We start from the raw sequence: 12,824 nt of genomic DNA, 5'->3' as shown, positions 1-12,824 counted from the left end.
GCTCCCACCCGGCGGCCGTACGGTGGAGGGGTGGACGCGCTCGCTGATCTCGACCGGCGGATCACCGGCTGCCGGGCCTGCCCGCGGCTGGTCGACTGGCGCGAGGAGGTGGCCCGTACCAAGCGTGCCGCCTTCGCCGGCCAGACCTACTGGGGCCGCCCGGTGCCCGGCTTCGGCCCGTCCGACGCCCGGCTGCTGATCGTCGGGCTCGCCCCGGCGGCGCACGGCGGCAACCGCACCGGCCGGATGTTCACCGGCGACCGCTCCGGGGACGTGCTCTACCAGGCCCTGTACGACGTGGGCCTGGCCTCGCAGCCCACCTCGGTCGCCGCCGACGACGGCCTGGAGCTGTACGGCGTCCGCGTCACCGCCCCCGTGCACTGCGCCCCGCCCGCCAACCGGCCCACCCCCGGCGAACGGGAGACCTGCCGGGCGTGGCTCGTACAGGAACTGGGACTGCTGCGGCCCACCCTGCGCGCCCTCGTCGTTCTCGGCGCCTTCGGCTGGCAGGCGACGCTGCCCGCGCTGCGGGAGGCCGGCTGGACCGTGCCCCGGCCCCGGCCCGCCTTCGCGCACGGCACCCATGTCGCGCTCGACGGGCTCGACGTCTTCGGCTGCTTCCACGTGAGCCAGCGCAACACCTTCACCGGCCGGCTCACCCCCGCCATGCTGCGCGAGGTGCTGACGACGGCCGCCGGGGCGGCGGGCCTGCCCACGTGAGACGCCCTCTCAGCGGGGACCCGGCCGCCAGACGTACCGCACGTCCGGCTCGCGCTCCTCGTTGCCGCTGCCGTCGGTGGTCTCGGCGGCGACGAAGCCGTGCCGGGCGTAGAAGCGGTGGGCGGGACCGTTGACCTGGAAGGTCCACAGGCTCAGCCCGTCCGGGCAGCGCCGCTTGGCGAGGTCCACGAACCGGTCGCCCACCCCCCGGCCCCGCCACTCCGGGTCCAGGTACAGCTGGGCGAGCTGGTCGCCGTCGAGGACCATCAGCCCGACGACCCGTCCCTCGCTGTCGGCGACCCATGTCTCCTGCGACGGCAGCACGACCTCGCCGAACCACGCCCGCACCTCGTCGTCGGAGTGCGGCCGCACCACGGACGGCAGAGCGGCCGTGAACGACCGCAGCCACACGTCGGCGACGGCCCGCGCGTCGGACGCGGTGGCCCGGCGCAGGGCGACGGCGCTCACGACCGTCCCTCAGGCTCCGGAACGGCCGCCGTGGCCGTGATCTCCACGAGCTGGCCCGAGTAGCCGAGGCAGGCCACCCCGAGCAGCGTCGACGCGTGCGGCCCCGCGCTCAGCCCGGACGCCTCGACGACCTCCCACACGGCGGAGAGCACCGCGGTGTCCGCACTCACCACATACACGTCGGTCGACAGCACATGCGCCAGGTCGCTGCCCACGGACCGCAACTGCTCCTCCAGATTGGCCACGACCTGCTCGGCCTGCCGCACGGGATCGCCCTCGCCGACCAGCCGGCCCTCCGCGTCCAGCGGCACGGCCCCGGCGAGGAACGCGATCCGCGTGCCCGCCTCCACGACGGAGGCATGGGAGTACGTGGGCGGTGGGAAGAGGGCGGGAGAGGTGACGCGCCGGATCATGAAGGCTGCTCCTGGGATGCTGAGACGTCCTGGGCCGTGAGGTGCCCAACCCGCCGATCATGCGCACCCGGGGGCCCGCGCGCATCCGAATTTCCGCCGGTCCGCCCGCCCCCGATTCTCCGTGGCGACGCGCCGCGCGCCTCCGTACGCTTCCGGCCATGGCCACCGCCCCCGACGACACCGTCTTCCTCGACACCCTCGCCGGCCGCCTGGCCGCCCTCCCCACCGTCCTGGCCGTCGCGCTCGGCGGCTCCCGGGCGCAGGGCACCCACCGCCCGGACAGCGACTGGGACCTGGCCGTCTACTACCGGGGCCCTTTCGACCCGGACGACCTGCGCGCGGCCGGCTGGGAGGGCGAGGTGTCGGACGTCGGCGGCTGGGGCGGCGGCGTCTTCAACGGGGGAGCGTGGCTGACCGTCGACGGACGGCGGGTCGACGTGCACTACCGCGACCTCGACGTCGTCGAGCGGGAACTGGCGGATGCGGAACGGGGACGGTTCCGGGTGGAGCCGCTGCTGTTCCACCTCGCGGGCATCCCCAGCTATCTCGTGGTCGCCGAGCTGGCGGTCAACCGCGTGCTGCGCGGTGAACTGCCGCGCCCGGACGGCTATCCGCCGGAGCTGCGGCGCACCGCGAGCGAGCGCTGGCACGGCACCGCCCGCGCCACCCTCGGCTACGCCCGGGCGCACCACGCCCCGGCCGGCCGGCTCACGGAGGTCGCGGGCGCCGTCGCCACGGCGGCCGTACAGACCGGGCACGCCGTGCTGGCGGAGCGCGGGGAGTGGGTCACCAACGAGAAGCGGCTGCTGGAGCGGGCCGGACTGCGGACGGTGGACGCCGTCCTCGCGGGACTGGAGCCCGCACCGGAGGCGCTGCTGCGGGCCGTCACCGAGGCGGAGACCCTGTTCGCCTCGCTCTGACCCGCCGGCCCCCCCCCGCACACCGTCACACGGCCGAAACACCACCGTGCCCGTGGACACATGTCCCGGCGGTACCGTGGAGCGCACAGTCCACAGCCCGGCCACCGTCGCCCGAAGGCACCTCCGCCCTCGCCCGACAGGAGCCCCGTGACCCGCCCCGCGCGCCCGGCCCGTCCGCTTCCCCCTTGGCTCGCCCACGCCCTGCGCGCCCAGCGGGGCCCGGTGCCGTGGAGCGCGGTCGTCCGGGGCGCGCTGTCCGCCGGGCCCCTCCTGCTCGCGGCGGTGCTCGCCGGCCGGGCCACCCTCGGGGTCGTCGCCGCCATCGCCGCCATGCTCGCCGGGATCAACGACCGTCCCGGCAGCCGCCGTTCGTCCGTGCACCGGATCGGGGCGCCCGCGCTGGCGGGGGCGGCCGGGGTGTTCGGCGGGACGTACGCCGGGGACCACCTGGGGGCCGTACCGCTCACCCTGGTGCTCACCGTGCTCGGGCTCGTCGCCGGCGGGGTCTGCGCGACCGGGCCCGTCGCCTCCGCCGCCGGCACCCAGGTGCTCGTCGCCACGGCCGTCGGCGCCGGGATGCCGCTGCCCGAGAGCGCGGGACAGCGGGCGCTGGCGTTCCTCGCCGGCGCGGCCTGGCTCCTCGCGCTGCGGCTGGCGCTGCCCACGCCGGGTTCCCTCGCGGGCGACTTCCGGTTCGACGGGGAGCGGGCCGCCGTCGCCGGCGTGTACGACGCGGTCGCCGCCCTGCTGGACGCCGCCGGCACCGAAGGGGCCACCGCGCGCCGGGCCGCCCTGACCGCCGCCCTCGACCACGCCCAGGACGCCCTGACCGGGCCCCGGCTGCGGCGGTACGCGTCCTCGTCCGCCGAGCGGCGGCTGCACGCCCAGTACGCCGCCGCCCTGCCGCTCGCCGAGGCGGCGACCGCGCTCGCCTGGGCCGGGGAGGCCGTGCCCGCCCGGGCCGCCGAAGGGCCCCGGCGGCTCGCCGCCGCCGTGCGCGGCGGCACCCACACCGGGCCGCTGCCCGCGCCCTCCCGGTCGGCGCCCGCCCTGCGCGCCCTCGACGACGCGCTGCTGCACGCCGCCGAGGCGTTCGACCGGGGCCGGGAGAACCGGAACCTGCACGCCCGCCGCCGTACCGTGCGCAACCGGGTCCGGGCCGTGCTCGGGGCCGGGGGACGGGAGTACGGGCTGCGCGTCGCGCTCTGCTTCGGCGCCGGCGCGGGCATCGCCCAGGCGCTGCACCACGCCCGCTCGTACGGGCCGCACACCCACTGGTACTGGCTGCCGGCCACCGCCGTCTTCCTCGTCAAGCCCGACCTCGGGCCGCTCGTCTCCCGCGTGCTGTGCCGGGCGGCCGGGACGGTCCTCGGCGCGCTGGTCTTCGCCGGCCTCGCGGCCGTACTGCCCCGGCCCGAGGGGCTCGTCGCGCTCGTGGCGGTCAGCGGCGCCCTCATCCCCGTGGCCACCCGGCACTTCGCCGCCCAGACCGCCGTCGTCACCGTCCTCGTGCTCGCCCTGGTCATGGTGGGCGGCGAACCGCAGGCGTCCGTCGGGCGGATCGGGGAGACCCTGCTGGCGTGCGCGATCGTGCTCGTCGCCGGCCATCTGCCGGTGCCCGGGCAGCGGGGCGGGGGAGTACGGGCCCGGCTCACCGCGGCCGGGGACGCCGTCTCCGCCTACCTCGCCCATGTGCTGGACGAGTCCGGCACCCGCGCGGACGGGGACGTCCGTGAACCGCGGGCCGTGCGCTGGACGTTGCGCCGCGAGGCGTACCGGACGCTCGCCGAGGCGCGGGCCGCCGTCGCGCTCGCCGCCGCCGAACTGCCCGCGCTCGCCCGGCACGCGCAGGGCGCCGACCGGATCGTCACCACCCTCGAACAGCTCGTCGACGCCACCACCGCGTGCGCCGTGCACCTCGACGACACCGGCGGGCTCACGCCCCGGCACACCGCACGCCTCACCGAACTCCTCGACGCGCTCGCCGGGGAACGCCACCGCACCGGGCTGCGCGTCCCGGAGGCCGCCGCCGTGTCCGCCCTCGCCGGCTGACGCCACAACGGCCACGCGGGGCACCGCGGAGCCGTACCGTGACACCATGACGCCTCCTCCCGCCGATCTCGTCATCACCCGGTGCACGGTGCTCACACACGACGAGCGGGAGGAGATCGGCTTCGCCGAGGACGCCTCCGTCATCGTGCGCGACGGGGTCGTCGAGGCGGTCGTCAGCGGGGCGGAGGCCGGCGGGGTGCCGGCCCGCGAACGCATCGACGCGCAGGGGCAGATCGCCCTGCCCGGACTGATCAACTGCCACACCCACGCCCCGATGGCCGCCCTGCGCGGGGTCGCCGAGGACCTGCCGACCGACGCCTGGTTCAACGACGTCGTCTGGCCCGTGGAGTCCAACCTCACCGCACGGGACGTCGAGTTGGGGGCACGGCTGGCCTGCGCCGAGATGATCCGGGCCGGGGTCACCTGCTTCGCCGACCACTACTTCTCCATGGACGCCGTCGCCGCCGTCGTCGAGGAGTGCGGGATCAGGGCCCACCTCGGCGAGGCGTTCTTCTCCTCGCAGGGGCCCCGGGGACGGGAGAGATCGCTGGAGTTCGCGCTGACGCACCGCGGGGGCGCGGGCGGCCGGATCACCACCGCCCTCGCCCCGCACGCCCCCTACACCGTGGACGACGCCGACCTCGCGGCCACCGCCGCCCTCGCCCGCGAACACGGCCTGCCCGTCCATCTGCACGCCGCCGAGAACCGCGACCAGACCACCACCAGCCTGGCCCGGCACGGCGTCACCCCCGTCGAGGTGCTCCGGCGCACCGGCCTCCTCGACACCGACGTCCTCATCGCGCACGGCACCGGCATCCTCGACGAGGACCTGCCCGCGCTCCGCGACGCCGGCGGCCGGGTCGCCGTCGCCACCGCGCCGCGCGGCTACCTCAAGTTCGGCTGGCCCACCACGACACCGGTCCGGGCGCTGCGCGAGATCGGCGTCCCCGTCGGGCTCGCCACCGACGGCGCCGCGTCCAACAACTCCCTCGACGTGTGGGAGTCGATGGCGCTGACCGCCCTCGTGCAGAAGTCCACGACCGGCGACCCGCGCTGGCTGACCGCCCGTCAGGCCCTGCACCACGCCACCCTGCAGAGCGCGCGGGCCGTCGGCCTCGGCGACAGCCTCGGCAGCATCGCCCCGGGCCGCCGCGCCGACATCGTGCTGGTCGACATCAGCGGCCCGCACACCCAGCCCGTGCACGACCTGGCCGCCACCCTCGTCCACAGCGCCCGCTCCTCCGACGTGCGCACCACGATCGTGGACGGCCGGATCCTGATGCGCGACCGCGAGCTTCTGACGATCGACGTGCCGTCCACCGTGAGGGAGTTGGGGGAGCGGCTGCCCGCCCTCCTGGACCGAGGGCACGGCCGGCGCGTCCAGGAGTACAGCCCTTAGCAGAGGCCCCGCCGAGAAATTTCACGGCGCGGCGATGAGTTCCGGCGACGGCCGCGGTCACCCCTGCGGACGGACCGTTGCACAGAAGGGGCGCCGATGTCGCTTCCGGAGATCGTTTCGCGTGAGCAGTGGCGCGCGGCACGCGAGGAACTGCTGGTCAAGGAGAAGGCGGCGACCCGCGCGCGGGACGCGCTCAACGCCGAGCGGCGCGCCCTGCCCATGGTCGAGATCACCGAGGAGTACGTGTTCGAGGGCGGCGACGGCAAGGCCGCCCTGCTCGATCTCTTCGAGGGCCGGCACCAGCTCGTCGTGTACCACTTCATGTTCGCGCCCGAGTGGGACGCGGGCTGCCGCAGCTGCTCGGCGTTCCTCGACGAGATCGGCCAGCTCGCGCATCTGCACGCGCGCGGCACGACCTTCGCCGCCGTCTCCCGGGCGCCGCTGACCCGCATCCTGCCGTTCAAGGCGCGGATGGGCTGGGCGGTCCCCTGGTACTCGTCCTGCGGCACCGGCTTCAACCACGACTTCGAGGCGACCCTCGAACGTGACGGCGAGCTGGTGGAGCGGCCCGGCCTGAGCTGCTTCCTGCGGGACCGGGACCGCGTCTTCCACACCTACTCGACGTACGAGCGCGGTCTCGACGGGCTCGGCTCCACCACCGGGTTCCTGGACCTCACCGCGCTGGGCCGGCAGGAGGAGTGGGAGGAGCCCTTCGGGCGCGCGTCCGCCTTCGGGGCGCCCGCGGGCGGCAAGCCCGTCCGCTATCACGACGAGTACGACGACTGACACGGACCGTCGCCCCGGATGATGCACCGTGCCCACCCGTTCACGGACAGCGGTGAACGGGTGTCAAGTACGTCTCAGTACCGTCACCGGCCGAGGCGATCCGCACCCCCCTGGCGTTAACTCCTACACGTACGACGCCACTGGAGGTGCAGGATGGTGAACGGGCGGACGGTGCTCGAACGCTTTCCCGCGGGCGGGCCGCGCGGATCGTGGCCGGCCGAGGAGTTCGCGCACGCGCGGCGCATGGAGGGCCTGCCGGCCGAGGTCGTGATGGACCTGGCCACGGACGCCTTCCTCGTGATCGTGCGCGGTGACGCGCCGGTGGACGCCACGGCCTGAACGGCGGCCGGCCGGGCACCGGGTCAGCGCGGCTCCGGCGCGGGCACCCGGGCCGTGAACTGGTCCGCCTGCAGCGCGTACAGCTCCGCGTACAGGCCACCGGTGGCCAGCAGCTGCTCCGGGGTGCCGGACTCCACGAGCCGGCCCTGGTCGAGGACGTGCACCAGATCGGCGTGGCGGACGGACGCCAGCCGGTGGGTGATCAGGACGACGGTCTGGCCGGCCGAGGCCAGGGCGCGGATCTTCTCGAAGACCTCCAGCTCCGCCCGGGCGTCCAGGGCGGCGGTCGGCTCGTCCACGATGAGGATGCGTCCGCGCCGGTAGGCGGCCCGGGCGATCCCGAGCCGCTGCCACTGGCCGCCGGACAGCTCGTGACCGCCGCTGAAGTGCCGCGCCAGCAGGGTGTCCAGGCCGCGCGGCAGATCCGCCACCACGTCCTGCGCCCCGGCCTGGGCGATCGAGGTGTCCAGCCGCTCCTCGGTCAGCGGCGCGGACGAGCGGCCGACGGCCACGTTGACGCGGGCGGTGAACGGCCAGCGCTTGAAGTCCTGCGCCACCATCGCGATGCGCTCGGCGAGCTGGTGCCGGTCGGCGGCCGACGCGTCGACGTCGTCCCACAGGATGCGGCCCCGGTCCGGGGTGTAGAGCCCCGCGAGCAGCTTGACCAGCGTCGTCTTGCCCGAGCCGTTCTCGCCGACGAGCGCGACGATCCGGCCGAGCGGCAGGGTGAGCGTGACGTCGTCCAGGGCGGGGCGGGACGACTCGCCCGGGTAGGAGAAGGTGACGTGCTCGAAGCGGACCTCCCGCGGGTCCTCGGGCAGCGGCTCCCCGCCCTCCGGGATCGCCCGCTCGGCGGCCTCCGCGTACAGCCGCTGGAGATCGCCGACGAAGAGGGCCTCCTCGTGCAGCGCGTTGACCTCCAGGACGAGGCTGTCCAGGCTCGACGAACCGGTGCGGATCGCGATGACCGCCGTACCGGCCACCGAGAGCGCCATGGCCCCGGCGAGCAGCAGCCAGCCGAGCGTCGCGTACGTCGCGACGGTCGCGAGCCCCGTCCAGGCCGCCGCGAAGAGCCCGGTGCGCGCCGCCAGCCGGGCGAGGCGCGCCTGCTCCGCCTCGGCGGTCTCGGACATCGCCCGGTAGTGCCGCAGCAGGAACGGCGCCACGCCGTGGACGCGGATCTCCGGCGCGGCGGCCGGCTCGGTCAGCAGCGCGCTGATCAGCTGGCCGGCGCGGGCGTGCTGCACCCAGGTGTGGAAGGACTCGTAGCGGCGCCGGGCGTTGGTCAGGGCGCTCCAGGCGCTGGGCAGCGTCATGGTGGCGAGGAGCGGCAGCAGCGCCGGGTGCAGCACGGTGAGGACACCGGCGGCGGCGATCAGCGAGATGGCCGCGTTCACCACCCGGGTGCTGTACGCGATCATGCGGCGGGCGGACGAGGCCCCGTACTGCGCGGTGTCCAGCAGCTTGTGGAAGGCGTGGTCCTCGATCGCGGCCAGCTCCACGGCCGCCGCCCGCTCCAGGTACAGCTCGATCGCGACCCGCTCCACCTTGGGCTCCAGCCGCCCGGTGGCGTACGTGGAGGCGGCGCGCAGCAGGGTCGAGACGACCATGACGGCGGCCATGACGACGAGCGCGGGAGCGGCGTCCCGCAGCCGCTCGTCGATGGCCCCGCCGCCGATGAGCCGTCCCAGCACGCTGTTCACGGCCAGCAGCGCGACGGCCTGGGCGAGGCCCCGCGCGACCTCCGCGACCAGTACGGTCCGGGCGGCCCGCCGGTCGGCCTGCCAGGCCAGCCGGAAGCTGGTGGCCAGCAGGGAGGGCAGCCGCCGCACCATGGCCCGCAGACTCAGCTCCAGGAAGGCGTCGCGGTGCTGGTTCCACCCCATGTCGTAGCGCAGCGGTCCGCCGAACAGCAGCCGCTCCGACTCCGACACCCCGGTGTCCCCGGTGTTGTCGTTCCCGTGCTTCTTCCCCACCTCACGCCCTCCCCCGGACCCGCGGCGACCGAGCGCCCACTATGGCGGGGCGCGGGTGCCCGGCGGGAGGGCGCGGGCCGGGCGGGCGGATGCGCGCGGGCGTACGGGCGGTCCGGCCGGGTGGGGCTCAGGCGCTGAGCTGGCGGGACCAGCTCGGGGTGGTGCCGATCACCCGGCACAGCGCCAGATACAGCGGGATCGGCGGCGTGTACGGCACGGTGCCGTCCGGGAGGTGGATCAGGCGGGGCGTGTCGGGGACGATCGCGCCCGTCGAGTAGCGGACGGACTCCGGCCACTCCAGGGCGTAGTCCGAGTCCGAGGGGACGATCCACCACCAGTGCGACTCGTCGGCGTACACGCACCCCACGCGCGGCAGCCGGGGCAGCACCAGGGGGCCGATGCGGGCGGGGACCGCCACCGCGTCGCAGCCCAGGGGAGCGGTCATGCCCTCCGGGAGGGGCAGGCGGCGCGGGGCGGCCGTCGTGCGCATCCCGCGGCGGAACCGGACGAGCGAGTCCAGGCTCAGCGCCTGACCGTTGCCGGCCGGACCGATCACAGCCATGCGGCCCCCGTTCCCGTTCCGTCGTGCCCTCGCCGTGCCTCGTGCTCGTCGTGCCGTCCCCGAGCCTCGTGCTCGTCGTGCTGTCCCCGAGCCCCGTGCTCGTCGTCCGGCCCGCCGGCCGGTCCCGGTTTGGGCCGGGACCCCCAACCGAGGTCGCCGCGCGGGGCGTCGGCCGCCGGTTCTGCGGCCGTCGGTTCTCCGGCCGTCGGGGTGCCGGCCGCGGCGCGCGGCAGTTCGGCCCACACGATCAGTCCGGAGCCGTGTTCATGAGCGCCCCACGCCTGGCACAGCGCGTCTATGAGGAGCAGCCCCCTGCCGTGCTCCGCCTCCTGGCGCGCGGGCGACGAGTGCGGCTCACCCGCCGCGCACCCCTCGTCGCGCACGGCTATGCGGACGAGGTCGGCGCCGTCGTGCAGCTCGCACACGACGTGTTCGCTGGCGGTGTGCACGATCGCGTTGGTGACCAGCTCCGACACGACCAGGGCCGCCGTCTCGCAGGTGTCCTCGCACACCGACCACCCGCTCAGCCGCGCCGTGGTCAGGCGTCTCGCCCGGGCGACGGAACCGGGGTGCGCGGCCAGTTCGAACCGGAACCGGCGCTCACCGGGCCCGCGCTGGGGGCCGACTCCCTTCCCCGCGACGGAGTCCGTACGGACGGGGGGAGCCCCGTCGGCACCGAGGCCGTGGGGGACCACAGTGGCGTCTGTTCCTAAGGGCGGGGACGGAATCACGCTTGCCACTATCGCCCCGCCGTGAACACTTGGCAAGTGTCACTCTGAAAAATGCAGAGTGCCGTATAACTCTCTGGAACGGCGTGGCACACTGCTCGCAACAGCAAGCCGAGCGGCGCCAGTTGGGATCACCGAAGATCCGCCAGATCTTCGAACAGATCTTCGAATGGCGCCGTCGTCCTGTCGGTGACCAGCACCCCCGCCCCTGAGCGGCGGGCCCGCTCCCACCGGCGGGACCGAGTCGGTCAGTGGTGGATCAGCCGGCCCCCAGGGGCCGACCCGTGTCTGGAGGTGGACGTGAGCGAACCGCGGTCCGCGCCGACGGTGGGCCAGGTCGTTCTCGGCCGGCGCCTGCTCGACCTGCGCGAGAGCGCCGGTCTCAAGCGGGAGGAGGCCGCCCGCATCCTGCGGGTCGCACCCGCGACCGTCCGCCGCATGGAGATGGCCGAGGTCTCGCTCAAGATCCCGTACCTCCAGCTGCTGCTGAAGGCGTACGGCGTCTCCGACGCGGAGGCCGAGGCCTTCGTGCACCTCGCCGAGGAGGCGAACAAGCCCGGCTGGTGGCAGCGGTTCCACGACATCCTGCCGGGCTGGTTCTCCATGTACGTCAGCCTGGAGGGGGCCGCCGCGCTCATCCGGTCGTACGAGCCGCACTTCGTGCCCGGGCTGCTCCAGACCGAGGACTACGCGCGCGGTGTGCTGCGCTCGGGCGCCATCGGCCAGACCAGCCCCGACGACATCGAGCGCCATGTCGCCCTGCGGATGCGCCGCCAGCGTCTGCTCACCCGCGGGGACGCGCCCCGGATCTGGGCCGTGATGGACGAGACCGTGCTGCGCCGCCAGGTCGGCGGCCCGGAGGTGATGCGCGCCCAGATCGACAAACTGCTCGACGCCACGAAGCTGCCCAACGTGACCCTGCAGATCGCCCCGTTCGCCAACGGGGTGCATCCCGGCACGTTCGGCCCCTTCGTGCTGTTCCGATTCGCCATGCCGGAACTCCCGGACATGGTCTACAGCGAGTACCTGACCGGCGCGGTCTACCTCGACGCGCGCAACGAGGTGGCGACCCACCTCGAGGTCATGGACCGCATGGCGGCACAGGCCGCTACGGCACATCGCACGAAGGAGATCCTGCGGGATCTCCGCAAGGAGCTGTGAATGGATCGCATCAAGCCGCGCATACCCGTCTACAACGGCATGCCCGCGCGGGACCTGGGCACGGAGGGCTGGCACAAACCGTGGAGCGGGGGCAACGGCGGCAACTGCCTGGAGGCGATGAAGCTCGCCGACGGACGCATCGCCGTCCGGCAGTCCACCGACCCGGACGGGCCGGCCCTGATCTACACGACGGACGAGATGACGGCCTTCATCGAGGGCGCCAAGGCGGGGAAGGCGGACTTCCTGCTCTCCTGACGTCCGCACGACCCGTTGCTCCGTTGCCCACCTGCTGTGTACCTGCAATTCACTAACCCGAATTCCCCTAAATTGGTGCTGAGTTGATGACGTACTGCCGACGGACCTCAGGGAGCTCGCCATGACCGGGCCGCACCCCGCCGAGATCGACACGAGCAAGCCGCACCCCGCGCGGATGTACGACTGGTATCTCGGCGGGAAGGACAACTACCCCGTGGACGAGGCCATGGGCCGGCAGATGCTGGCCCTGGACCCGCGGGTGCCGGTCATGGCGCGGGTCAACCGCGCGTTCATGCACCGGTCCGTGACCTGGCTGGCGCGGCACGGGGTGCGCCAGTTCCTGGACGTCGGCACGGGCATCCCGACCGAGCCCAACCTCCACCAGGTCGCCCAGCGCATCGCCCCCGACGCCCGCGTCGTCTACTGCGACAACGACCCCATCGTGCTGGCGCACGCCGAGGCCTTGCTGCGCGGGACCGACGAGGGCGCCACGCAGTACCTCCAGGCCGACGTGCGCGACCCGGACGCCATCCTCGAGGGCGCCCGCAAGGTCCTGGACCTCGACCGCCCGGTGGCCCTCTCGCTCATCGCGCTGCTGCACTTCGTCCCCGACGAGGACGGCGCGCACGAGCTGGTCGCCCGTCTGCTGTCCGAACTCCCCTCGGGCAGCTACCTGGTGATGACCCACGCGACAGCCGACTTCACCCCCGAGGAGTCGGAGGCCGCCGCCGGGAAGCTCCGCGCGGCGGGCGTCACCCTGGCGCTGCGCTCCCGCGAGGAGTTCACCCGGTTCTTCGACGGACTGGAACTCGTCGAGCCGGGGGTGCGGGTGCCGCACCAGTGGCACCCGGACCTGGGCGACCCCGTCCCCGGACAGGACGACGGGATCATCCCCGGGTACGGGGCGGTGGGGCGCAAGCCGTGAACCCGCTCGATACGGGCGTCCTCCGGCGAGGTCCGGGCACCCTCCGGCAAGGTCCGGCCGGGGTCGGGTTCCGAAGGATCAGCCGCCGTCCGGCACCGGAGGATCAGCCGTCGTCCGGCC

14 protein-coding genes are annotated in these 12,824 nt (G+C 74.5%); 9 read left to right on the top strand and 5 right to left on the bottom strand.

Features of this window, described 5'->3' with window-relative positions:
- The first annotated feature begins 30 nt into the window (after window positions 1–30).
- Window positions 31–720 (top strand): uracil-DNA glycosylase, encoded by a 690-nt coding sequence (locus tag F8R89_RS09185; protein ID WP_151783505.1) that lies wholly within the window; start codon window positions 31–33, stop codon window positions 718–720.
- A 9-nt stretch (window positions 721–729) separates the two neighbouring features.
- On the opposite strand, the gene F8R89_RS09180 is transcribed toward F8R89_RS09185, so the two are convergent.
- On the bottom strand, window positions 730–1,188 hold the full coding sequence (locus F8R89_RS09180; RefSeq protein ID WP_151783504.1) for a GNAT family N-acetyltransferase: 459 nt from the start codon (window positions 1,186–1,188) through the stop codon (window positions 730–732).
- Complete coding sequence (locus F8R89_RS09175) at window positions 1,185–1,601, bottom strand: RidA family protein (RefSeq protein ID WP_151783503.1); 417 nt, start codon at window positions 1,599–1,601, stop codon at window positions 1,185–1,187. The genes F8R89_RS09180 and F8R89_RS09175 overlap by 4 nt, the downstream gene beginning before the upstream one ends.
- Window positions 1,602–1,759: 158 nt before the next feature.
- Here F8R89_RS09175 and F8R89_RS09170 point away from each other — a divergent pair, with 158 nt between their 5' ends.
- The 5 genes from F8R89_RS09170 to F8R89_RS09150 all read left to right on the top strand — a co-directional run bounded on the left by F8R89_RS09170 (window position 1,760) and on the right by F8R89_RS09150 (window position 7,097).
- Entirely contained in the window at window positions 1,760–2,521 is a 762-nt protein-coding gene (locus F8R89_RS09170) for a nucleotidyltransferase domain-containing protein (protein ID WP_151783502.1), read from the top strand.
- 147 nt (window positions 2,522–2,668) lie between these two features.
- Window positions 2,669–4,573, top strand: coding sequence for an FUSC family protein (locus F8R89_RS09165; protein ID WP_225994352.1), 1,905 nt, complete (start codon window positions 2,669–2,671; stop codon window positions 4,571–4,573).
- A gap of 46 nt (window positions 4,574–4,619) precedes the next feature.
- On the top strand, window positions 4,620–5,972 hold the full coding sequence (locus F8R89_RS09160; protein WP_151783500.1) for an amidohydrolase: 1,353 nt from the start codon (window positions 4,620–4,622) through the stop codon (window positions 5,970–5,972).
- 96 nt (window positions 5,973–6,068) lie between these two features.
- On the top strand, window positions 6,069–6,758 hold the full coding sequence (locus F8R89_RS09155) for a DUF899 domain-containing protein (RefSeq protein ID WP_151783499.1): 690 nt from the start codon (window positions 6,069–6,071) through the stop codon (window positions 6,756–6,758).
- 153 nt (window positions 6,759–6,911) lie between these two features.
- A complete protein-coding gene (locus F8R89_RS09150) occupies window positions 6,912–7,097 on the top strand; it encodes a hypothetical protein (protein WP_151783498.1) in 186 nt (61 codons plus the stop codon).
- Between the two features lie 23 nt (window positions 7,098–7,120).
- Here the strand turns inward: F8R89_RS09150 and F8R89_RS09145 are convergent, their stop codons facing one another.
- The 3 genes from F8R89_RS09145 to F8R89_RS09135 all read right to left on the bottom strand — a co-directional run bounded on the left by F8R89_RS09145 (window position 7,121) and on the right by F8R89_RS09135 (window position 10,375).
- Window positions 7,121–8,983, bottom strand: coding sequence for an ABC transporter ATP-binding protein (locus F8R89_RS09145; RefSeq protein WP_225994622.1), 1,863 nt, complete (start codon window positions 8,981–8,983; stop codon window positions 7,121–7,123).
- A 217-nt stretch (window positions 8,984–9,200) separates the two neighbouring features.
- Window positions 9,201–9,635 (bottom strand): hypothetical protein, encoded by a 435-nt coding sequence (locus F8R89_RS09140; protein ID WP_151783496.1) that lies wholly within the window; start codon window positions 9,633–9,635, stop codon window positions 9,201–9,203.
- Window positions 9,626–10,375, bottom strand: coding sequence for an ATP-binding protein (locus F8R89_RS09135; RefSeq protein ID WP_151783495.1), 750 nt, complete (start codon window positions 10,373–10,375; stop codon window positions 9,626–9,628). Before F8R89_RS09135 ends, F8R89_RS09140 begins: the two co-directional genes overlap by 10 nt.
- 288 nt (window positions 10,376–10,663) lie before the next feature.
- On the opposite strand from F8R89_RS09135, the gene F8R89_RS09130 reads away from it, so the two are divergent.
- The 3 genes from F8R89_RS09130 to F8R89_RS09120 all read left to right on the top strand — a co-directional run bounded on the left by F8R89_RS09130 (window position 10,664) and on the right by F8R89_RS09120 (window position 12,704).
- On the top strand, window positions 10,664–11,524 hold the full coding sequence (locus F8R89_RS09130; RefSeq protein ID WP_151783494.1) for a helix-turn-helix domain-containing protein: 861 nt from the start codon (window positions 10,664–10,666) through the stop codon (window positions 11,522–11,524).
- Window positions 11,525–11,779, top strand: coding sequence for a DUF397 domain-containing protein (locus F8R89_RS09125; protein ID WP_151783493.1), 255 nt, complete (start codon window positions 11,525–11,527; stop codon window positions 11,777–11,779).
- A gap of 121 nt (window positions 11,780–11,900) precedes the next feature.
- Window positions 11,901–12,704 carry an SAM-dependent methyltransferase gene (locus tag F8R89_RS09120; protein ID WP_151783492.1) on the top strand — a complete coding sequence of 268 codons (804 nt, stop codon included), beginning with the start codon at window positions 11,901–11,903 and terminating at the stop codon, window positions 12,702–12,704.
- Window positions 12,705–12,824 lie beyond the last annotated feature (120 nt).

It is taken from the genome of Streptomyces sp. SS1-1 (assembly GCF_008973465.1).
Lineage (GTDB): Bacteria > Actinomycetota > Actinomycetes > Streptomycetales > Streptomycetaceae > Streptomyces.
Note: the sequence above shows the minus strand (reverse complement) of the source record. Positions and strands in the feature narration are given on the sequence as shown.

Bases quoted from the DNA above. Each gene is read 5' to 3' on its own strand.
- F8R89_RS09175 (WP_151783503.1), bottom strand. From the start codon at position 1,601: ATGATCCGGCGCGTCACCTCTCCCGCCCTCTTCCCACCGCCCACGTAC.
- F8R89_RS09170 (WP_151783502.1), top strand. From the start codon at position 1,760: ATGGCCACCGCCCCCGACGACACCGTCTTCCTCGACACCCTCGCCGGC.
- F8R89_RS09160 (WP_151783500.1), top strand. From the start codon at position 4,620: ATGACGCCTCCTCCCGCCGATCTCGTCATCACCCGGTGCACGGTGCTC.
- F8R89_RS09155 (WP_151783499.1), top strand. From the start codon at position 6,069: ATGTCGCTTCCGGAGATCGTTTCGCGTGAGCAGTGGCGCGCGGCACGC.
- F8R89_RS09150 (WP_151783498.1), top strand. From the start codon at position 6,912: ATGGTGAACGGGCGGACGGTGCTCGAACGCTTTCCCGCGGGCGGGCCG.
- F8R89_RS09145 (WP_225994622.1), bottom strand. From the start codon at position 8,983: ATGGGGTGGAACCAGCACCGCGACGCCTTCCTGGAGCTGAGTCTGCGG.
- F8R89_RS09140 (WP_151783496.1), bottom strand. From the start codon at position 9,635: ATGGCTGTGATCGGTCCGGCCGGCAACGGTCAGGCGCTGAGCCTGGAC.
- F8R89_RS09125 (WP_151783493.1), top strand. From the start codon at position 11,525: ATGGATCGCATCAAGCCGCGCATACCCGTCTACAACGGCATGCCCGCG.
- F8R89_RS09120 (WP_151783492.1), top strand. From the start codon at position 11,901: ATGACCGGGCCGCACCCCGCCGAGATCGACACGAGCAAGCCGCACCCC.